Genomic DNA, 21,664 nt, shown 5'->3' on the forward strand with positions numbered 1-21,664 from the left:
AAATAGATAGTTTAAGGTGTTGAAGAACTTACCTGTAGTACTTTCCCATTATAATATTTATTTCCAGTAAGGGCAAAATTAAATATATAATCCGCCATTTCTTTAGCAGAAAGCGGTGCTTCATAACCTGGAAAAGCTTCTTGTAACATTTCTGTATTGACAGCTCCTAATGCTAAAACATTAAATGAAATACCACTTTCTTTGTATTCCTCGGCTAATAATTCCGACAATGTAATAACGGCTCCTTTACTTGAACTATATGCTGAAAGTCCTGCGAATTTCATACTCCCTTGTATGCCTCCCATAGAACTTATAGTAACCACATGGCTTCCTTTTTCCATAAATTGAATACAAATTTTAGTTAATTCCGCAACAGCGAAAACATTGACTTTATATATATTTTGAAATTCTTGTGAAGAAATTTCTGTAAAATTTTTATGAAGTAAACTTCCTGCATTATGAATTAGAACGTCCACTTTTTTCCAAGTTTTTAAAACAAAATTGTGTACTTGTTGCAACTGATTTTCATCTGAAATATCAATTGCTAAACACGTAATGTTTTTGTGTTCAATTAAAACCTGTGGCGTTTTACGAGAAATAGCCAAAACTTGATGACCGGCATTTGCAAATTGTAAAGCCATTTCGTACCCAATTCCACGAGACGTTCCTGTAATTATTATATTTTTCAAAATAGTATTTGTTTTATGTAAATATAAAAAAAAATCCTGAAAAATAATTTTTCAGGATTTCATAATTATAAAAATATTTTTTATGCTAACATCGTAACTGGATTTTCCATAAATGCTTTAAATGTTTGTAAAAACTGTGCTCCAGTAGCACCATCGACAGTTCTGTGATCGCAAGCTAAGGTTACTGTCATGGTATTACCAACTACAATTTGTCCTTTTTTAACTACAGGTTTTTCAATAATAGCGCCAACAGATAAAATGGCTGAGTTGGGTTGATTAATAATTGAGGTAAATGATTGAATTCCAAACATTCCTAGGTTAGAAATAGTAAAGGTACTTCCCTCCATTTCGGCTGGTTGAATTTTCTTTGATTTTGCTTTTCCTGCTAAATCTTTTACACTTACACCAATTTGAGTTAGACTCATTTGATCAGTAAATTTTAGTACTGGAACCATTAAACCATCTTCAACAGCAACAGCTACACCAATATTTACATGATGATTGATTACCATTGCGTCTTCTCTCCATTGAGAATTAACTTGCGGATGTTTTTTCAATGCCATAGCAGAAGCCTTAATAACCATATCATTAAATGATACTTTAGTTTCAGGCAAGCTATTAATCATATTTCTTGAAGCAATCGCATTATCCATATCTAACTCAATTGTTAAATAATAATGAGGTGCTGTAAATTTAGATTCTGATAAACGTCTCGCGATGGTTTTACGCATTTGCGAGTTTTTAATTTCTTCTTGGAACATTTCTCCTGCTGGAACGAATGGTTTTACAGCTGAAACTGTATTCGTTGCATCTGTTACAGCTTGAACTGGAGTACTAATAGCTGATGGAGTAAAGTTTTCTACATCAGATTTTGTAATTCTCCCATTTTCACCAGTACCTTTAACTTGAGATAAATTCACACCTTTATCCTGCGCCATTTTTTTAGCTAAAGGAGATGCAAATATTCTATCATTAGTATTTGGTGTTTGGTGTTGGGTATTAGGTGTAAGGTTTGAATCTTGTTTAACCTCTTCAACCTTTGGAGTATCAACTGTTCCACCAACTGAAAAGCTAGCAGCTATTCCTGAAACATCGATACCAGCTGGACCTAAGATTGCTAAAATTGTATCTACTGGAGCGGTTCCACCCTCTTCTACACCTACATATAATAAAGTACCTGAATTGAAAGATTCAAATTCCATTGTAGCTTTATCTGTTTCAATTTCAGCTAAGATATCACCTTCTTTAACGGTATCTCCTACTTTTTTTAACCAAGTAGCTACAGTACCTGTTGTCATTGTATCAGACAAACGAGGCATAGTTACTACTTTCACACCTGCAGGAATTTCTGATTTAGTTGGCGTTACAAAAGAAGCTTCTGATTTAACTTCTTCAGTTACTGGAGTTGTAACGTTACCGTTTAACAATCCAGAAATATCTTCACCTTGTTTTCCAACAATGGCTAATAATGAATCTACCGGAGCCGATTCACCTTCTTGAATACCTATATGTAATAAAACACCATCATAGAATGATTCAAATTCCATTGTGGCTTTATCGGTTTCAATTTCAGCTAAAATTTCACCTGTTTTTATTGAGTCACCCACTTTTTTCAACCAAGTAGCTACCACTCCTTCTGTCATGGTATCACTTAAACGGGGCATTGTAATTACTGTTGCCATAATTTATAGTCTGTGAGGAATAAATGGATAATTTTCTTGTTCGTAAACCACATCATATAATTGTTGTGCTTCAGGGAATGGAGATTCTTCTGCGAATTTTTCGCATTCAGCAACTAAATCATTTACTCTTTGATCTATTGTTTCAATTTCAGCTTCTGTAGCGTACTTTTTCTCTTTAATAATATCTAAAACCTGAGTAATTGGATCGATTTTTTTGTATTCTTCCACTTCCTCTTTGGTTCTATAATGTTGGGCATCAGACATAGAATGTCCTCTATATCTGTATGTTTTCATTTCTAAGAATGTTGGACCTTCGCCTCTTCTAGCACGTTCCATAGCTTCATGCATAGCTTCAGCAACTTTAACAGGATTCATTCCATCTACAGGTCCACAAGGCATTTCGTATCCTAAACCTAACTTCCAAATATCTGTATGATTGGCAGTTCGTTCTACAGAAGTTCCCATAGCGTATCCATTGTTTTCACATATAAACACTACTGGTAATTTCCAAGTCATTGCCATATTAAAGGCTTCATGTAATGATCCTTGACGCGCTGCACCATCACCAAAATAAGTTAATGTAACACCACCCGTTTCAAAATATTTATCGGCAAAAGCCATACCTGCACCAACAGGAATTTGAGCACCTACAATACCATGTCCTCCATAAAAACCATGTTCTTTAGAGAAAATATGCATAGAGCCTCCCATACCTTTTGAAGTACCAGTAACTTTACCTAATAATTCTGCCATTACTGCTTTTGGATCAACGCCCATACCGATTGGCTGTACGTGATTTCTGTACGCAGTAATCATTTTATCTTTTCCACCTAATTCCATGGCGTGTAATGCACCTGCCAAAACGGCTTCTTGTCCATTATATAAATGAAGAAATCCTCTTACTTTTTGTTGTATATATAAGGCTGCTAATTTGTCTTCAAACTTTCTCCAAAACTGCATGTCTTCATACCATTTTAGATATACTTCTTTTGTAATTGGTTTCATATATAAACTATTTATTTTTTTTACGAACCACAAAAATACTACAACGTATTTTATTCTAAAAATTTATTGCTATTTAAATTAATAAAATAATCAATTTATTTTATTTTTTACTAACGAAATCGTTATAGATTTGCTTTATCGAACATAAAAGGCAATAAATTTTTCAAAGAATCTGATTTATGTATGGGTCCAATTGATCCCATATAATAAATTTCGATTGGCAAATCTTGTTTTACTTCATATTCAGAAATAGATTGACGACAAGAACCGCATGGAGGAATTGGACTTGTTGCCTCCCGGTCTGATGGTGCTGCCGAAATAAACATTTTTACAATTTTATTGTTTGGATAATTTGCACCAGCATAAAAAATAACTACACGTTCTGCACACAAACCTGATGGATACGCTGCATTTTCTTGGTTTGAGCCTTGTAATACCACACCATTATCTAATACAATTGCGGCACCTACTAAAAATTTCGAATAGGGCGCGTATGCTTTTTTTCTAATTTCGATAGCTTTATTCATGTATTCTTTTTCCGAATCCGATAAATTATCAAATGATTCAAAAACAGATATTTTAGTTTCTATTCGTATTTCTTTCATAAGTGTGTGTTTTAATTTTTACTTATTTTGGAAAAAAAATCCAAATTCAAAAAAGATTGAATTTGGATTTAAATTAATTTTATTTTTATTTAGTTATCTTCGTATTCGTCACCAAAATTAAATGATAATGAAAATCGTAAGGTATTTTCAAGTGGGTTTCTAACTTTTGATGCTGAGAACAAATATGAAACATCTATTTTCACGATATTGTATTTAAAACCAGCTCCTAATGTTAAGTATTTTCTAGCTCCTTTTTCTACACTTTCATTAAAATAACCTGTTCTTAATGCAAACGAATCTTGATACCAATACTCTGCCCCTAATGCCCAAGTAAATTCTTTTAATTCTTCCGAAAAACCATCAGGTGCATCGCCAAATGATTTGAATATACCACTTGTCCAGCTTATATTTCTATAATTTTGGTTATTAATTGACTTATCAGTAGCATCAACCACACCATCATTATTCAAATCGGTAACGGTTTGAGGAGTAGGTACTAATAATTTTGTAGTTTCTCCAATTAAGCTTACCTTATTATAATCATCTAAAATAAAATCAAAACTACCTCCCAATCGCATATTAGCCGGGATAAAATTTTCATTTAACAAGTCGTTATCATACGATAATTTTGGTCCTAAATTTTGAAAATTAAAACCGGCTCTCCATCTTCCATTAAAATTATCATAAGCTACCTCTTCAGACTGATAAATTCCAGACACATCTACTGCAAATGTAGTTGCTGGTCTAACATCTGTAGTGGCATTGGCAATTTTTAAATTAGATCTAATATAACGACCAGAAACTCCCATTGCAAATTCTGGACTAAGTTTTAATGAATATGATCCATCTAGTGCGAATTCATTTGGACTTGTAATCACTGGAACTTCATTTGGATCACCTGTTTCTCTTAATTCAATATCCCCAAAACCAAAATAACGTAAACTTCCTGAAAAAGCCATACGGTCATTAAACCTATTAAAATAAGTTACTTGTCCTAAAGAAATATCATTTGCTATACTAGTTAAATAAGGAGTATAACTCATTGAAAACCCTTGTTTTTGCTTTGAAAACGCATATTTTGATGGGTTAAATTGTTGTGAATAGGCATCAGCAGAAGTTGCTACACCCATATCAGCCATACCCGCAGAACGTGCATCAGCAGCTATTAATAAAAAAGGTACTCCAGTAGTAATTACCCTATCTTGCGCTTGAGCATACTGAGCAATTACAATAATTGATAAAAATTTAAATAGATTTTTCATCTGTTTGATTTGGTTAATAGTTGTTTATTTCAGATGTAGTTTTATTTCAATATGCTTGATTTTATAGTGAATTGACAAATATACATTTTTTTTACAGGATTACAAGTTTTTCTATTTTTTCTGTCTTTTTACCCGTTATTGCAGATTTTACAGTTACTTTATATACATATACTCCTTTTCCTATTTTATCTCCAAAATCATCTTTTCCATCCCATTTAATATCTCTGGAAGTAAACCCTTCATTTACTACTGTTTGATTAATTGTTTTTACCAATTTACCCGTTATAGTTAAAATCTGAACTTGTACATCTAAAGGTTCAAATGGTCGATTATGACTAAACCAAAATTCGGTATAATTTACAAACGGGTTTGGATAATTTAAAACATGTTGTAATTCTAAATCGCCATCGCCAATAACCACAAACTGAATTTCAGCAGTAATTAAATTATTATATACATCCCAAGCTTTAAATAAAATAGTATGTAAACCTGGTGCTAAATCCCTGAAAGGATAAGTAACCTTCCCCTTTTTGTAGTTATCTGTTTCTGTTTCGTAATAATCATTTAAATTGTATGGATTGTTTTCATCATTATCCAAAATAGCCACAATATCATGTCCAATTCCGCTTGCAGTGTTTATTCCATTTTCGTCTTCAAGAAAAGCTAGAAAAATTGGTGATTCATTTGTAATCCCACCACTCACAAAATTAGTATCGTTCATATACAATTTTAGTTTTGGAGGTGTGGTATCAGAGGGAGCTGACGTATTGACACCACCAACTTTAATTTGCGTATTATATCCTGTTTGGTTTTGCAAAATTGGCGAATTACTTTTTGCGTAAAAACTCACTCTACCATTCCCTATTGGAATTTGAATATCTTGTGGTACGATAAAACTAAATTCAAACTTTCCGTTCACCACTGATGCATTTCCTCTATAGATAACTTCTCCTAAGGTAACAAAATTTAGTTTAGGTTGATTATAAGGCGGTAAAGACGCATTATCATTATCTAAAGTTAATCTGTTTAAATTTTTATCATAAACTTGTACAGCTAAATCTCCATTATAATTAGCTATTAATGTATTATTCTCATCCAAAACCTCACCTGAAAGTGTAGCTAATGACAAAGCTTGTAATGAAAGTGATGTTGTATTAATGTTTTCACCATTTACTTTGGTCAATACTATTTTTGGTCTTGGAATAGCTAATTTTAGTGCAGGGTCGCCAATATAAAAAACGACCCTTTTATTTGAACCACCAATGTTAATTTTAGAACGACGAAGCGACTCGGCAATAGAAATATAGGAATTATTTTCCATCGTAAACAAATTGTCATAAATTTCTTCATTTAACTGAATTCCTAAAGATTGACTAATTTGTCTGGTTGTAGCTAATAATGAAATGGCTCCTCCTGATTTATTCCAATACATGTACTCCCCCCCTGTAGGACGATTTGGGTCGTCAAAGCGAGTAAATTCACAAGTAATCGTAATAAATAAAGGATATTTATATCTGTTTCCTAATGCTTGTGCATCAGCTTTTTCAAAAATGCGTTCTACCGCAAAACTCTCTTCATTTCCATGTCCGTAATAATTTAAGACTAAAGCTCCTAATTCGATAGCGTCTAAAAATGCTTTTTTTGCTTGAGGATACCTTGGACCTCCAGCGCTAACTTCTTGCACATAGGCATCAGTAAAAATTTTATTGGTATTAAAAAAAGGGTTAGCAAGTGAAACTTCATCTGCTAATTCGTTTAAATCTTTTTGTAATAAATAATCCCCCGATAAAAAAGGATCGGGGTCATCAGCATAATATACTAAGTTATTTTGCCATCTTTTGTAGGATCTTTCATCGTGATATTCAAGTACTTTGTTTACCATTTCTGAAGCTTGTGTGTTTGATGAAACCAGCATTCTACCAACAGCTAAATCCATTAAATCTGCTGAAGATTGCATATTTCCTTCATTGCCATCCATAAGTGTGAAGAAATCATCGGACATGAAAGATGAAAATAATGAGAAATTAGTACTATTATTCGGATTTAAAGATTGAGAAACTTCGAATCCATGAAAAATAGGAATAATATTAGTATTGTTTCTAATTCTATCTTTAAAATCGTAAGATGCATCACCAAATAAATTTAAATATTTTACTTTATTAGCAATATTTGAAGCATTATCATATACGTATTTTACAAAATTTCTAATTGCAGCCACATCTTGTTTTCCACCACCAAATTCATTGTATATTAAAGAAAGCGTAACTACTTTAACATTCATATTTGAATTATTTCTATGGAAATTAGCCAACGTTTCAGCCTGTGCTACTAAATTAGATGGCGTTACAATTAAGTAATCTATATCTTGAAAAACACCTTGGTTATTTTTAAAAATAGTCCCTTTTAAATTTTGATTAGCCACATTTGTTTCCGCTTCTTTTAAAGGAAAATATACGTCAGAATAATCAACTGCTACAAACTTTTTATCTTGACCTAAGGCTAATTTAAATGTGATGCTATTTTGCGTATTATCTAATTTGGTAACATTATATATGTTCGTAACATCCCAAACCGATTTTATATTTGAAGCATTAGATATAGTAAACTGTCCTACACCAATATTTGTTTTTACTAAATTATTTGAAAATAAAAATTGTTTACCATATCCTTTTAACTCGGCATTATATTTTAAAATAATGTAATCTAAATATCCCTTTGAAGAAGGAACGCCATTATTAATGTAAGATAAATCAATTGTTACGGAATTTGAAGTAGGAACAAAAGTTGTATTTAATATATTTTCAAAACCTAAAGTAGAACCAATTGCTGCGTTTATAGGAACCGTCCCAATTTCTACTGCATTTGCTTTTACTTTAAATGAAGTGGAAACAAATGAAACTGCCGCAAAATTAGCAGATAATTTTACTGTTGAACCTGAAATGTAATTTGGCAATACAAATGGAAACGTCTGATTATCATCTAAATCAAATTTTTCACCAAACCATCTTCTACCAATTTTTCCTGCATTAAAAAGGTCTACTTCATGAAATTGGTAGCCATCATAGTTTGAAAGAAATAATGTAGGTGAAGCAACAGGTTCTGTATAAGTTTGAATTCTCTTTCCAGCTGAACCAGAAGTTGAGACATAATAGTACGATCTATCTGCAAATTGATTTACATGTGTTAAACTTTCTTCATTCCAAGTATCTACGCCTTCTGCGTAAAACAAAATATAGTCATTTTCGTTAAAAACGCCATCTTCTTCACCGATAAATTGAATGGCATTTTCTTCTAAATCTATGGGATACGGAATACTATTTAGTAATGGCAACATTCTGCCTCCATTGCCGTAAATTTTAATATTTCTTGGATCAACTGCTACATTTACTCCAATGCTTTGAAGAAAACTTTTGCTAACTAAATAAACACCAGATTTTTCAACATAAAATCTATGCCAAGAACCAGTAGCTAAAACTGAATTCTGAATAGAATTAGTACTTTGAAATAATCTATTGGAATTTGATATTGAATAATTTAGTGTAAATGACTTTACTATTTTATATCCTGCATTATCTTTAATTAATGGATTAAAAGTAAAAGAAAGAAAAGCTTCATCTCTTGCATAAGAAGAAAATGATTTAAAACCAATCTTCGAGTAAATATTAGAGATATCTAAACTACTTAATTTTGATTCATCAATAGTTTCATATACAATATTTTCAATTGAAGCAGCTCCTTCCGCAACCAATCCAGGAACTTTTATATTGTTTACATATGTAATTACTCTTTTTGAAATGTGAAATTCGAAATTTTCAGATTGAAATTGTGGTATTTTATACTTGATATTATCTATAACAAAAGGTTTATCAGTATTCCAATCCAGTGAAAAATCCTTAGTGTTTTGAGCAAAACTCAAAAAACAAGATAGTAATATTAGTATATATTTCTTTTTCATTCTCATAATAACGCAAAATAAACTAAAATATTGCAAATAATAAATTTTTAAATAACTTTATACAATATTTAACAAGATTTTTCGTTTCCATATATATCAAGTAAAATTATTGTTTAATTTTTTTTTATTTTTTTGTTGCATATTAATGGTTTATTAGTATCTTGCGGCACTTAAATTATTACCTACAAAAGTATGAAAGTTACTAAAATTATGACTTTAAAATTGTTACTAGCGTTGACTGTAGCAATAGGTTTTACCAGCTGTAGCAAAAGCGGAAGCACTAAAGGTGGTTCTAGCGCAACTGGATGGCAAATCAACGATAAAAAAGGTGGTTTCCAATATAATACTAAATTTAAAAAGCAAGAAACTCCTCCTGGAATGACCTCAATTGAAGGTGGAACATTCACAATGGGTAAAGTAGAAGACGACGTAATGCACGATTGGAACAACAGCCCAACAAAGCAACACGTTCAGTCTTTTTACATGGATGAAACGGAAGTTACAAATATGATGTATGCAGAATACTTATATTGGGTAAAATCTGTATATCCTCCAACAGAAGATAATTACAAGCACATTTATAACGGTGTTATTCCAGATACTTTAGTATGGAGAAATCGTTTAGGTTATAACGAAACGATGACAAACAATTACTTAAGACACCCAGCTTATGCAAATTATCCTGTAGTCGGAGTTAATTGGATTCAAGCTACTGAATTTTGTGAATGGAGAACCAATCGTGTAAACGAAAACATTCTTGAAAAAGAAGGTTACCTTAAAAAAGGAAATAAAATTAGTGCTGAAGTAACAGCAAACTCAAACTTTGATACTGAATCATATATCAATTCTCCATCAAAGACTTTTGGTGGAAAAGAAGATATTGTTTTGAAAAAACAATTGGGAAAAAAAGCTCCAAGTAAAAAGTCTGGAGCAGCTACTGCCACTGAAGCAAAAAATGTATATGCTCAAAGAAGTTCAGGAATAATTTTACCAGAATATAGGCTTCCAACAGAAGCAGAATGGGAATATGCCGCTTTAGCTTTAGTAGGAAATAGAGAATATAACATATACAAAGGTCAAAAGAAATACCCTTGGAAAGGTCAATATACACGCTCTGGTAAAAGACAATTAAAAGGTGACCAATTAGCAAACTTCAAACAAGGTAAAGGAGACTATGGTGGAATTGCTGGATGGTCTGATGATGGTGCTGATATTACAAACTATGTAAAAGCATATCCTCCAAATGATTTTGGTTTATACGATATGGCTGGTAACGTTGCAGAATGGGTACAAGATGTTTACAGACCAATTATTGATGATGAAGCAAATGACTTTAACTACTTTAGAGGTAACATTTATACCAAAAATAAAATTGGTGAAGACGGAACTGTAGAAATGGTTACAAGTGAAAACATTAAGTATGACACATTAAGTACAGGTAAAGTAATTGCTAGAAATTTCCCTGGATCTATTGCTCAAGTACCAGTTGACGAAAATGAAACGTATTTAAGACAAAACTTCTCAACTTCAGATAACAGAAATTACAGAGATGGAGACAAACAATCAACTAGATATTTTGATTTTGGAGCTACCGACGAAGAGGCATCAAAAAAAGCTGATCCAAACGAAAGAATGTACAAATCTCCATTACACAAAATTTCAGCAGATAGTGCTGGAAATCAAGTAAGACAATATGATAAATCTGACAACAGAACTACTTTGGTTGATGATAATGTTAGAGTATACAAAGGAGGTTCTTGGAGAGATAGAGCCTATTGGTTAGATCCTGCATCAAGAAGATATTTCCCACAAGATATGGCAACAGACTATATTGGATTTAGATGTGCAATGTCTAAAGTTGGACCAAAATCTAACAAGAAAACACCAAGAGGAAACGTTAAGAAATAATATTTCTTAAATAATATACAAAAGCCCTTTAAAAATAAAGGGCTTTTTTTTATTTTAGCAGTATGGAAATAGCAACAATTTACAACTACTTTTTGCAATCAACTGGTATTGCAACAGATAATAGAAAAATCAACGCAAACAATATGTTTGTAGCGCTAAAAGGTGACAACTTTAACGGAAACAAATTTGCTTTAAGTGCTTTAGAAAGCGGTGCCAAATTTGCAATAATAGATGAAGTTGAATACAAAATTGACGAACGATTTATTTTAGTTGACAATACATTAGAGACATTACAAAAATTAGCAAATTATCACAGAAATCAGCTTGATATCATTATAATTGGATTAACTGGAAGTAATGGCAAAACAACTACCAAGGAATTAATTCATGCTGTACTTTCTCAAAAATATAACACCAAAGCAACTGTAGGGAATTTAAACAATCACATTGGCGTTCCATTAACCCTGCTTTCATTTGATGCGAGTACTCAGATAGGCATTGTAGAAATGGGAGCCAATCATCAAAAAGAAATAGAAATGCTTTGCGGTATTTGCGAACCTGATTTTGGTTACATTACCAATTTTGGAAAAGCCCATTTAGAAGGATTCGGCGGAACAGAAGGTGTAATTAAAGGAAAAAGCGAATTGTACGAATTTCTTTTTGCGAATCAAAAAACAGCATTTGTAAATACTGATGATGCTATTCAAAATGATAAAACTAAAAATATAACCAACATTACTTTTGGTTTAAATACTCCAGAAAATTTTGTTTCAATTTCAAATATAGAAACCAATCCAATGGTAAAAATTGAGTTTGAAAACACCATTATTCAATCGCATTTAATAGGATTATATAATGCGAATAACATCAATGCAGCCATAACTATTGGTAAACATTTTGGCGTATCAAATGAAAAAATAAAATTTGGTTTAGAAAACTACATTCCAAATAATAATCGTTCTCAATTATTAGAAAAAGATTCCAACAAAATAATACTGGATGCATACAATGCCAATCCGAGTAGTATGGTAGCAGCTTTAACCAATTTCTTTCAATTAAAAGAAAAAAATAAAATAGCTATTTTGGGAGATATGTTTGAGTTAGGTTTAGAAAGTTCCGAGGAACACAAAAAACTAATTGATTTTTGTATAAATCAAACAGATAGTAATTTTTATTTTATTGGAAAAGATTTTATTACTCATAAAAATTTAAATTCAAACATGCATTTTTACGACACATTTGAATCATTTAAAGCAAATTTTACAAAGCAAAAAACAGAAAATAGTATAATACTGATAAAAGGCTCACGTGGTATGAGTTTAGAAAGAACTTTAGAAATATTATAATAAATAAGGCAACCAATTGGCTGCCTTATTTATTATAATAATATTTGAATATTACGAAACCAAACCTCTAGAAATTACAATTCTTTGAATCTCTGAAGTTCCTTCATAAATTTGGGTGATTTTAGAATCACGCATCATTCGTTCTACATGGTATTCACTTACATAACCATTACCACCATGAATTTGTACCGCTTCATTTGCTACTTCTAAAGCAATTTCTGAAGCATATAATTTAGCCATCGCACCTGAATGTGCAATATCTTCTCCTAAATCTTTTTCAGCTGCTGCTTTATGAATAAGTAATCTTGCACATGTAATTTTCACATGCATATCTGCTAATTTAAAAGCAATAGCTTGATGTTGAAAAATTGGCTTTTTAAATGCTACTCGCTCTTGAGAATATTTCAATGCCAATTCATAAGCCCCTTGAGCAATTCCTAATGCTTGAGATGCAATTCCTATTCTACCACCATTTAAAGTTGACATGGCAAAAGCAAAACCAAAACCGTCTTCACCAATTCTGTTTTCTTTTGGAACTTTTACATCATTAAATAATAGTGTATGCGTATCAGAACCACGGATACCCATTTTCTTTTCTTTGGGACCTACTTCAAAACCAGGCATCCCTTTTTCTACAATTAAAACATTAATTCCTTTATGTCCTTTTGAAACGTCTGTTTGCGCAATAACTAAATAAATAGAAGCCGTTCCTCCGTTTGTAATCCAATTTTTGGTACCATTTAATAAATAATGATCACCCATATCGATTGCAGAGGTTTTTTGCGAAGTCGCATCAGAACCTGCTTCCGGCTCAGACAAACAAAAAGCACCAATTACGTCGCCTTTAGCTAAAGGCGTTAAATATTTAATTTTTTGTTCTTCCGAACCATATTTTTCTAAACCAGCACAAACTAATGAGTTATTAACCGACATAATAACTGCTGCAGAGGCATCTACTTTAGCAATTTCTTCCATGGCTAACACATAAGAAACACTATCTAAACCTGCACCACCATATTTAGGGTCAACCATCATTCCCATAAAACCAAGTTCTGCCATTTTTTTTACTTGCTCGGTTGGAAATTTTGAATGCTCATCTCTTTCAATAACACCAGGTAATAATTCTGTAACAGCAAAATCTCTTGCCGCTTGTTGAATCATTAATTGTTCTTCATTTAATTTAAAATCCATTATTTTACTATAGGTTAATTGAATATTTCATAAAAATTTGCACCAAATGTAGTTAAATAATATGAAATTTTCAATAAGAAATTGTATTTTTAACCCATGTTTAAGCACAACTATAACGTTATCGGCGTAATGTCAGGTACTTCATTAGATGGAGTGGATTTGGCACATATTAATTTTGAAATAAATGAAGGAAAATGGTCCTATCAAATATTTGAATGTGATACTGTTTCGTATTCAAATGAAATGATTTCAAAACTAAAAAATGGAATTCAATTTAGTAGCATTGAGCTTTCAGAGTTAAATATTGAATACACTAATTTATTAGGAAACATTATTTCTGAATTCATTACCAAAAACAACATTTCAAATCTTGATGCGGTTTGTTCACACGGACATACTATTTTACATCAACCACAAAATGGCTTCACGCTTCAAATTGGTAATTTACCAGAAATCGCAAAAATTACAAATCAAAAAGTAGTTTGCGATTTTAGAGTACAAGATGTGCTTTTAGGAGGTCAAGGGGCACCTTTAGTGCCGATTGGAGATAAAGTTTTATTTTCTGAATTCGATTATTGTTTAAATTTAGGCGGCTTTTCAAATATTTCTTTTGAAGAAAATAACGAACGAATCGCTTTTGACATTTCACCTGTAAATACAGTTTTAAATTTTTATGCGAATACTTTCGGATTAGAATATGACGATAAAGGTAAAATTTCAGAATCTGGAAATTTGAATAAGGAATTATTTGAAGAATTAAACCAATTAGAATTTTATCAAAAAACGTATCCAAAATCATTGGGTTTTGAATTTGTACAAGAAATTGTATTGCCCATTTTGGAAAGTTATTCTATTTCTACCGAAGACAAAATGCGAACTTTTACAGAGCATATTGCTTTTCAAATTGGTAAAATATTACAGACAAAAACTGGAAAACTATTGATTTCTGGCGGAGGAGTTTATAACGATTTTCTAATCGACAGAATCAAAAATCACTTGCCAAAAACTGAAATCATAATTCCTGATGAAAAAACCATAAAATTTAAAGAAGCTTTAATTTTTGCTTTACTTGGTGTTTTAAAATTACAAAATGAAGTTAATGTTTTGGCAAGTGTAACAGGTGCTAAACAAAATCATAGCTCAGGCGAAGTATTTTAACTAATAATTTTAATCAATCATTTTTTACAATTATATTTGCAAAATAAATCAAACCCTAAAATCAAAACATGAAAGATTTACTACATAAATTCGAAAACAAAGAACCTGAAATAGTATTTAACTGGAAAGATCCTGAAACGGAAGCAGAGGGTTGGACAGTAATAAATTCATTACGTGGTGGTGCCGCAGGTGGTGGAACACGAATGAGAAAAGGGTTAGACCAAAACGAAGTTCTTTCGTTAGCAAAAACGATGGAAGTAAAATTTTCAGTTTCTGGTCCTGCGATTGGTGGAGCAAAGTCTGGGATTAATTTCGATCCAGCAGATCCACGTAAAAAAGGCGTTTTAGAACGTTGGTACAAAGCAGTTTCTCCTTTATTAAAAAATTATTACGGAACTGGTGGCGATTTAAATGTAGATGAAATTCACGAAGTAATTCCAATGACAGAAGAATGTGGTGTTTGGCATCCGCAAGAAGGCGTTTTCAACGGACATTTCAAACCAAGCGAAGCAGATAAAATCAATAGAATCGGACAATTACGCCAAGGTGTAATCAAGGTAATTGAAAATGGAGAATTTACTCCAGATTTATCTAAAAAATATACTGTTGCCGATATGATTACAGGTTATGGTGTTGCTGAAGCTGTGAAGCATTTTTACAAAATTTATGGCGGAAGTGTCGTAGGTAAAAAAGCCATTGTACAAGGTTTTGGAAATGTAGGTTCTGCAGCCGCTTTTTATTTAGCCAAAATGGGTGCGAAAGTAGTTGGAATTATCGATAGAGATGGCGGTGTTATTAACGAAAACGGATTTACATTTGAAGAAATTACAGAATTATTTAGAAATAAAGATGGTAACAAATTAGTTTCTGACCAAATGATTCCATTTGCTGAAATCAATGATAAAATTTGGAAAATTGGCACACATATTTTTGCTCCATGTGCGGCTTCAAGAATTGTTTCTAAAGACAATGTAGAAAATATGATAACAAATGGTTTAGAAGTGATTTCTTGTGGTGCAAATGTTCCTTTTGCCGATAAAGAAATATTCTACGGACCAATTATGGAAGAAACTGACAATAAAGTAAGTTTAATTCCAGATTTCATTTCAAACTGTGGAATGGCAAGAGTTTTCGCTTACTTTATGGAGAAAAAAGTACAAATGACAGATGAAGCTATTTTTAATGATGCTTCTGAAATTATAGGAAAAGCCATTCAAAAAACATTTGATGTAAGTTCTAGCAAAACAAACATTAGTGCAAGAGCCTATGAAATTGCTTTAAAACAATTGGTATAAAATTAAAAATAAAATAACTATTAAAAACTAGGTTTAAACTATTTTGAACCTAGTTTTTTTGTTTCAACAATTTTTATTACTTTTAATCGTTATTACAAAAAACTAAAAATGAAATCAATTATAAAATTATTTAAAACACTATATGAGCACGGCTATTTTACTTTGCTTTTACTGCTTTTATTAATTGGTTCAATTTGGTTGTTAATTCATTTTCTAAAGAAATCAACACTTTCTGATTCTAATAAATCTATTGTAATTACTACACATTCAGTAGTTTGCATCGTGCTTTTATTACTATTTGTACGATTTTGGCCTCCGTATGGAAAAACCGAAATGTTAATAGCACAAGGCGGCGGCGGCGGTGGCGTTACTCTAAATTATGGCGATACCGATTTTGGAAAAGGTGATGATTATTTAAATGAAACTTTAGAAGTTAATATGAAAGATGTGACTTCAGAACCTGAAGAATCTACTCCTGAAGAATTCTTAACTCAAGACAACGTGGGTGCCGATATATCTACTCCACCAAAATCTAAAATCAAAACTAAAGATAAAAAGCCAACTGAAACCAAACCAGTAGAAACTCCAAAAACACCCGTAAAAAAACCAAATAGCGCTTTGAGCAATATAATTAAAGGTAAAAACAAAGGTGGTGACGGAAATAGTACTACAAACGGAAATCAAGGTTCTGCTAACGGGAATGCCAATTCAAACGGGTATTATGGCGGCGGCGGTTCTGGAGGAGGAACAGGTGGCGGAAATGGAACAGGAAACGGCACTGGCAACGGAGCAGGAAATGGATCAGGGTCTGGTGGCGGAAATGGAAATGGTGGCACAGGCGGAGCCAATTATAGTTTAGCAGGAAGAAGAAATATTAGTCAACCCGCAGTTGGAAACGAATGTAATTCTTTCGGAAAAGTAGTAATTGAGGTAACCGTTGATAAGGCTGGAAATACTATTGGAGTAGTAAATGGTAGAGGTACAACGGGAGATGCTTGCTTAATTGCATTAGCTAAAAACTTTGCTCGAAAAACAAAATGGACACCAAGTGATTCAGCTGCTGAAAAACAAGTAGGAACTATAACATATAACTTTAAAAATTAATTTTAAGTTACATAAATCCTATACAAATACCTAAATAAACCTTCTAATCTTTTAAACTTTTAAACATAAACATTTATATTTGCATCACTATAAAAACAAAACAGATGCAACGTATAATCGATCGTTTTATAGGATACGTTACTGTAGATACAGAATCGGATCCAGAATCAAACACTACACCAAGTACAGCTAAACAATGGGATTTAGCAAACAAATTAGTTGAAGAGTTAAAACAAATAGGTTTGTCAGATGTTTCAATTGACGACAAATCTTATGTAATGGCAACTTTACCAAGTAATTTAGATTACGAAGTACCTACAATTGGTTTTGTTTCGCATTTTGATACTACTCCTGATTTTACTGGAAAAGATGTAAAACCACAAATTATAAGAAATTATGATGGTGGCGATATTGTTTTAAATAAAGAAAAAAACATCATCTTATCGCCTTCTTACTTTAAAGATTTATTACAATATAAAGGTCAAACTTTAATTACTACTGACGGCACTACGCTACTTGGTGCAGATGACAAAGCAGGAATTACAGAAATTATGACTGCGATGGAATATTTAGTGCAACATCCAGAAATTAAACACGGCGCATTAAAAGTATGTTTTACACCTGATGAAGAAATTGGTCGTGGTGCAGACCACTTTGATGTAGAAAAATTTGGTGCAGATTGGGCATATACTATGGACGGAAGTCAAATTGGCGAATTAGAATATGAAAATTTTAATGCGGCTGGTGTAAAAATAACTTTCAAAGGAAAAAGCGTGCATCCAGGTTATGCTAAAGGAAAAATGATCAATTCAATGCTTTTAGCAAATAAATTTATTTCTAAATTACCGAAAGATGAGACTCCTGAAACGACGAAAAATTACGAAGGTTTTTATCATGTTACAAATATTCAAGGGAGTATAGAAGAAACTTTAGTTCAATTAATTATTAGAGATCATAATCGTAAGAAATTTGAAAAACGAAAGGTGTATGTTGAAGAAGTAGTTTCGAAAATCAACAAGAAATACAAAAAACAATTTGGTGAGGATATTGCAGTTTTAGAAATAAAAGACCAATATTATAATATGCGTGAAAAAGTAGAACCTGTAATGCATATTGTAAAACTTGCCGAACAAGCTATGAAAGAACTAAACATAAAACCGTTAATAAAGCCAATTCGTGGAGGAACTGATGGTTCACGTTTATCATTTATGGGATTACCTTGTCCGAATATTTTTGCTGGTGGTCACAATTTTCACGGTAAATACGAATATGTACCTGTTGAAAGTATGCAAAAAGCTGTTGAAGTAATTGTAAAAATTGCAGAATTAAACGCAATTCAGAATAAGAAATAATAGAAAAGAAAAGATTCTGAAACAAGTTCAGAATGACAAAATACACTTTATACAAAAATTCCAAATTCCACTGTTTTTTCAGTTAGGAATTTGGAATTTATTTTTTGGAATTTAAAATATTATTTTTTCTCGTTTAATTTTAAACTCATTTCAGCAGAAATTGAACTTTTTTCAATTTTTAATTTACCTGACATGGTTTCTATAACAATTGCAGTTTCTGCAATTTCTGAAACTTTACCATGAATTCCAGCGATTGTAATAATTTTATCGCCTGTTTTTAAATTGGTTAAAAATTCCTTTTCTAACTTAATTTTTTTGTTTTTTGGCATAATAATTAAGAAGTAAAACACTCCTATCATTAATACCAACTGTGCAATTAACATTGGATTCATATCGTTTTTATTTAGATTTAATACTTGCTTTTATATTAATAGTTTCAACAATTTTTGCTGTGTTACATGTAATCATGACTGATTTTGTTACTTCACCAGACTTTCCGTTAGAATCAAATTTCACATGAATTGGTGCTGATTCTCCAGGCTCTATAGCTTCTTTTGTAACTTCAGGAACGGTACAACCACAAGAACCATGTGCCTCTAATACATACAAATCATTATCACCTACATTTTTAATAGTAAAAGTCGTAGATACTATTTCACCTTGTTTAATCTCGCCAAAATTATGAACCTCTTTATCAAATGCTACTTTCGTTTTCGGTGCATCTGCATTCTTTTGCACATTAAGCATAAAATTTTCTTCTGCTGAAACTTCTTTTTTACAAGAACATGTAATTAGCAATGAAGCTACTACAAAAAATTTAATCGTGTTTTTCATATTTACTAAATTATAACAATCCTCTACCCGCTTTTTTAATCTTGTCATCGGCTTGAAAATCTTTTACTAAATTATCTAAAATTCCGTTGATAAATATACTACTTTTTGGTGTAGAATATTCTTTAGCAATTTCTAAATATTCATTTAAGGTAACTTTTACAGGAATTGAAGGGAATTTCAACAATTCGCAAATCGCCATTTTAAGTATGATGGTATCCAATTCTGCTATACGTTCTTTATCCCAATTTGGTGTTTTATTTTCAAATGCAGCAGCAAATTCCAATTCATTTAATACTGTTTTTCTAAATAAATTTCTAACAAATTCTTTGTCATCTAAATCTTTAAATACAACTGGTAATTCTAAAGAATCATCGAAACTTTTAATCGATTTTATTTGTTTAGAAAGTAAGGTATTAATTACTGGAATATCATCTACCCATGTAATTTTAAAATCTTCTAAATAGTCGTATAATTTTTCGTTTGGTGCAATAATTTCATTAAAAACATCGTATATAAAGAAAATATCTTTCTTAAATTCTGATGTTTCAACTGCCATATATCGTTTGTATATATCGGAAGTTTTAATTGCTTCTAATAGGAAAATAATACAATCGTCATTACGTTTCCAATTGTCAATTTTTCTTTCTTCTAATTTATCATGAAAGGCATTATGATTTCCTAAAATTTTAAAAAAGCTATTATTTACAAACTTAAAGTTAGGATTTTGTTCTTCTTTTGTAGCCAAATGTTTTTTAGATGCTAGTTCTAAATATGCTTTTTCTTTGAGTTGTAATTCATTGAAAATGGAAAGCATTACTAAATATAAATCTTGAGAATTTTCAATACTTTGTAATAAAAATTTTTCTTCTTTATCTAACGAATCCGATTCGTGTCTATGCATTGCATAGATGGTTTGCATCACTTTTACTCTAAAATGTCTTCTGTTAAGCATGGCTAAGAACTTTAAAAAAATTATCCCGAAATAATTATTGTTTTATTTCGGGACAAATTTACAATTTTTTATTTTAAAGAATTATTTGTTTTGTAATTCTTTTTTTCTGTCATCAATTCTTTTTTGAGCAATATTTAACGCTGCTTGATGTGTAGTAATATTTTGAACATCTGATAATGTAAAGATGTCCATTGCAGTATGGTAAATATTTTCTGTTTTTTCCATAACTTGAGCAGAAGTTAAATTTGCCAACTCAGAATACACGTTAATTACACCACCCGCATTAATTAAAAAATCAGGAGCATATAAAATTCCTTTTTCTTTTAATAATTTTCCATGAATCACTTCATTTGCAAGTTGATTATTCGCCGCTCCAGCAATTACTTTTGCTTGAATTTTGCTAATGGTTTCATCATTTATTGTTGCGCCTAAAGCACATGGCGCATAAATATCAACATCTAAACTGTATAAATCGTTTCCACTAAAAATTTTAGCTCCGTATTTTGAACCCACTTCATGTAGTCTATTTTCGTTAATATCAGAAATAGTTACTATTGCACCTTCATTCGTTAAATGTTGTACTAAAACCTCACCAACATGCCCAATTCCTTGAACTAAAACGCTCTTTCCAGCTAAAGTATCTACTCCAAATTTATGTTTAGCTGCCGCTTTCATTCCCATAAAAACACCATATGCTGTAATTGGAGAAGGATTTCCAGAACCGCCTTTACTTTCAGAAATTCCAGTAACGTAAGGCGTTACTTCTCTTACCGTATCCATATCTTTAGTTTCCATTCCAACATCTTCAGCTGTAATATATTTTCCTGATAAAGAATTCACATATTCTCCGAATTTTCTCATCAATTCAGGTGTTTTTTCAGTTTTGGCATCACCTATAATAACTGCTTTTCCACCTCCTAAATTCAATCCTGAAATAGAAGATTTAAAAGACATACCACGAGACAATCTAAGCACATCATTTAATGCTTCCCACTCGTTTGCATATTTCCACATTCTGGTACCTCCAAGTGCGGGTCCAAGAACTGTATTATGAATTCCGATTATTGCTTTTAATCCTGTATCTTTGTCATTACAAAAAACAACTTGTTCGTGTCCGTCAAAAGAAATTTGACCAAAAACAGGATCTACTTTATGTAGTTCATTTGAATTTATAATATCTGTTGTCATGAGTATATTTGATTATTTATCAATAATAAGTCGCAAAAATAGGTATAAATTATATATAATTATCGTATTTTATTTTATTTTTACGAATACAATAATTTTCAGCTTAAATATAAAATAGAAAAAAACTAGAAATTAACA

General features: G+C 31.5%; 17 protein-coding genes. 6 read left to right on the plus strand and 11 right to left on the minus strand.

Annotated features, from left to right (window positions below; genetic code table 11):
• Window positions 1–11 precede the first annotated feature (11 nt).
• The 6 genes from ACIQZ1_RS07270 to porU all read right to left on the minus strand — a co-directional run bounded on the left by ACIQZ1_RS07270 (window position 12) and on the right by porU (window position 9,198).
• The gene (locus ACIQZ1_RS07270) at window positions 12–689 is read right to left on the minus strand and encodes an SDR family NAD(P)-dependent oxidoreductase (protein ID WP_396160319.1); all 678 of its coding nucleotides are present in this window, start codon (window positions 687–689) and stop codon (window positions 12–14) included.
• 80 nt (window positions 690–769) lie between these two features.
• Complete coding sequence (locus ACIQZ1_RS07275; protein ID WP_396160320.1) at window positions 770–2,371, minus strand: 2-oxo acid dehydrogenase subunit E2; 1,602 nt, start codon at window positions 2,369–2,371, stop codon at window positions 770–772.
• A 3-nt stretch (window positions 2,372–2,374) separates the two neighbouring features.
• Window positions 2,375–3,376: a pyruvate dehydrogenase (acetyl-transferring) E1 component subunit alpha gene (gene pdhA / locus ACIQZ1_RS07280; RefSeq protein WP_396160321.1), complete on the minus strand. Its 1,002-nt coding sequence runs from the start codon at window positions 3,374–3,376 to the stop codon at window positions 2,375–2,377.
• A gap of 122 nt (window positions 3,377–3,498) precedes the next feature.
• A complete protein-coding gene (locus ACIQZ1_RS07285; protein WP_396160322.1) occupies window positions 3,499–3,981 on the minus strand; it encodes a cytidine deaminase in 483 nt (160 codons plus the stop codon).
• A gap of 89 nt (window positions 3,982–4,070) precedes the next feature.
• Window positions 4,071–5,243 (minus strand): type IX secretion system outer membrane channel protein PorV, encoded by a 1,173-nt coding sequence (porV, locus tag ACIQZ1_RS07290; RefSeq protein ID WP_396160323.1) that lies wholly within the window; start codon window positions 5,241–5,243, stop codon window positions 4,071–4,073.
• Between the two features lie 91 nt (window positions 5,244–5,334).
• On the minus strand, window positions 5,335–9,198 hold the full coding sequence (gene porU / locus ACIQZ1_RS07295; protein WP_396160324.1) for a type IX secretion system sortase PorU: 3,864 nt from the start codon (window positions 9,196–9,198) through the stop codon (window positions 5,335–5,337).
• Window positions 9,199–9,390: 192 nt separating this feature from the next.
• Here porU and gldJ point away from each other — a divergent pair, with 192 nt between their 5' ends.
• A complete protein-coding gene (gene gldJ / locus ACIQZ1_RS07300; protein WP_396160325.1) occupies window positions 9,391–11,106 on the plus strand; it encodes a gliding motility lipoprotein GldJ in 1,716 nt (571 codons plus the stop codon).
• A 62-nt stretch (window positions 11,107–11,168) separates the two neighbouring features.
• Window positions 11,169–12,452 (plus strand): UDP-N-acetylmuramoyl-tripeptide--D-alanyl-D-alanine ligase, encoded by a 1,284-nt coding sequence (gene murF / locus ACIQZ1_RS07305; protein ID WP_396160326.1) that lies wholly within the window; start codon window positions 11,169–11,171, stop codon window positions 12,450–12,452.
• Window positions 12,453–12,503: 51 nt separating this feature from the next.
• On the opposite strand, the gene ACIQZ1_RS07310 is transcribed toward murF, so the two are convergent.
• On the minus strand, window positions 12,504–13,643 hold the full coding sequence (locus ACIQZ1_RS07310) for an acyl-CoA dehydrogenase (protein WP_396160327.1): 1,140 nt from the start codon (window positions 13,641–13,643) through the stop codon (window positions 12,504–12,506).
• A 96-nt stretch (window positions 13,644–13,739) separates the two neighbouring features.
• Here ACIQZ1_RS07310 and ACIQZ1_RS07315 point away from each other — a divergent pair, with 96 nt between their 5' ends.
• The 4 genes from ACIQZ1_RS07315 (at window position 13,740) to pepT (ending at window position 18,552) form a co-directional block, all read left to right on the plus strand.
• The gene (locus tag ACIQZ1_RS07315) at window positions 13,740–14,801 is read left to right on the plus strand and encodes an anhydro-N-acetylmuramic acid kinase (RefSeq protein ID WP_396160328.1); all 1,062 of its coding nucleotides are present in this window, start codon (window positions 13,740–13,742) and stop codon (window positions 14,799–14,801) included.
• Between the two features lie 68 nt (window positions 14,802–14,869).
• On the plus strand, window positions 14,870–16,096 hold the full coding sequence (locus ACIQZ1_RS07320) for a Glu/Leu/Phe/Val dehydrogenase dimerization domain-containing protein (protein WP_396160329.1): 1,227 nt from the start codon (window positions 14,870–14,872) through the stop codon (window positions 16,094–16,096).
• A gap of 108 nt (window positions 16,097–16,204) precedes the next feature.
• The gene (locus tag ACIQZ1_RS07325) at window positions 16,205–17,200 is read left to right on the plus strand and encodes an energy transducer TonB (RefSeq protein WP_396160330.1); all 996 of its coding nucleotides are present in this window, start codon (window positions 16,205–16,207) and stop codon (window positions 17,198–17,200) included.
• Between the two features lie 104 nt (window positions 17,201–17,304).
• Window positions 17,305–18,552 (plus strand): peptidase T, encoded by a 1,248-nt coding sequence (gene pepT, locus ACIQZ1_RS07330; protein WP_396160331.1) that lies wholly within the window; start codon window positions 17,305–17,307, stop codon window positions 18,550–18,552.
• 119 nt (window positions 18,553–18,671) lie between these two features.
• On the opposite strand, the gene yajC is transcribed toward pepT, so the two are convergent.
• The 4 genes from yajC to ACIQZ1_RS07350 all read right to left on the minus strand — a co-directional run bounded on the left by yajC (window position 18,672) and on the right by ACIQZ1_RS07350 (window position 21,526).
• The gene (gene yajC / locus ACIQZ1_RS07335; protein WP_396160332.1) at window positions 18,672–18,944 is read right to left on the minus strand and encodes a preprotein translocase subunit YajC; all 273 of its coding nucleotides are present in this window, start codon (window positions 18,942–18,944) and stop codon (window positions 18,672–18,674) included.
• Between the two features lie 7 nt (window positions 18,945–18,951).
• Window positions 18,952–19,386 carry a DUF1573 domain-containing protein gene (locus ACIQZ1_RS07340; protein WP_396160333.1) on the minus strand — a complete coding sequence of 145 codons (435 nt, stop codon included), beginning with the start codon at window positions 19,384–19,386 and terminating at the stop codon, window positions 18,952–18,954.
• 10 nt (window positions 19,387–19,396) lie between these two features.
• Window positions 19,397–20,338, minus strand: coding sequence for a transcription antitermination factor NusB (nusB, locus tag ACIQZ1_RS07345; protein ID WP_396160334.1), 942 nt, complete (start codon window positions 20,336–20,338; stop codon window positions 19,397–19,399).
• An 81-nt stretch (window positions 20,339–20,419) separates the two neighbouring features.
• Window positions 20,420–21,526, minus strand: coding sequence for a Glu/Leu/Phe/Val dehydrogenase (locus ACIQZ1_RS07350; protein WP_291242191.1), 1,107 nt, complete (start codon window positions 21,524–21,526; stop codon window positions 20,420–20,422).
• Between the last annotated feature and the right edge of the window lie 138 nt (window positions 21,527–21,664).

The sequence above is a fragment of the Flavobacterium sp. genome (genome assembly GCF_044341185.1).
Lineage (GTDB): Bacteria > Bacteroidota > Bacteroidia > Flavobacteriales > Flavobacteriaceae > Flavobacterium.

Excerpts from the sequence above, each read along its gene's own strand:
- ACIQZ1_RS07275 (WP_396160320.1), bottom strand. The coding sequence starts at position 2,371 with ATGGCAACAGTAATTACAATGCCCCGTTTAAGTGATACCATGACAGAA.
- pdhA (WP_396160321.1), bottom strand. The coding sequence starts at position 3,376 with ATGAAACCAATTACAAAAGAAGTATATCTAAAATGGTATGAAGACATG.
- ACIQZ1_RS07285 (WP_396160322.1), bottom strand. The coding sequence starts at position 3,981 with ATGAAAGAAATACGAATAGAAACTAAAATATCTGTTTTTGAATCATTT.
- porV (WP_396160323.1), bottom strand. The coding sequence starts at position 5,243 with ATGAAAAATCTATTTAAATTTTTATCAATTATTGTAATTGCTCAGTAT.
- porU (WP_396160324.1), bottom strand. The coding sequence starts at position 9,198 with ATGAAAAAGAAATATATACTAATATTACTATCTTGTTTTTTGAGTTTT.
- gldJ (WP_396160325.1), top strand. The coding sequence starts at position 9,391 with ATGAAAGTTACTAAAATTATGACTTTAAAATTGTTACTAGCGTTGACT.
- murF (WP_396160326.1), top strand. The coding sequence starts at position 11,169 with ATGGAAATAGCAACAATTTACAACTACTTTTTGCAATCAACTGGTATT.
- ACIQZ1_RS07310 (WP_396160327.1), bottom strand. The coding sequence starts at position 13,643 with ATGGATTTTAAATTAAATGAAGAACAATTAATGATTCAACAAGCGGCA.
- ACIQZ1_RS07315 (WP_396160328.1), top strand. The coding sequence starts at position 13,740 with ATGTTTAAGCACAACTATAACGTTATCGGCGTAATGTCAGGTACTTCA.
- ACIQZ1_RS07320 (WP_396160329.1), top strand. The coding sequence starts at position 14,870 with ATGAAAGATTTACTACATAAATTCGAAAACAAAGAACCTGAAATAGTA.
- ACIQZ1_RS07325 (WP_396160330.1), top strand. The coding sequence starts at position 16,205 with ATGAAATCAATTATAAAATTATTTAAAACACTATATGAGCACGGCTAT.
- pepT (WP_396160331.1), top strand. The coding sequence starts at position 17,305 with ATGCAACGTATAATCGATCGTTTTATAGGATACGTTACTGTAGATACA.
- yajC (WP_396160332.1), bottom strand. The coding sequence starts at position 18,944 with ATGAATCCAATGTTAATTGCACAGTTGGTATTAATGATAGGAGTGTTT.
- ACIQZ1_RS07340 (WP_396160333.1), bottom strand. The coding sequence starts at position 19,386 with ATGAAAAACACGATTAAATTTTTTGTAGTAGCTTCATTGCTAATTACA.
- nusB (WP_396160334.1), bottom strand. The coding sequence starts at position 20,338 with ATGCTTAACAGAAGACATTTTAGAGTAAAAGTGATGCAAACCATCTAT.
- ACIQZ1_RS07350 (WP_291242191.1), bottom strand. The coding sequence starts at position 21,526 with ATGACAACAGATATTATAAATTCAAATGAACTACATAAAGTAGATCCT.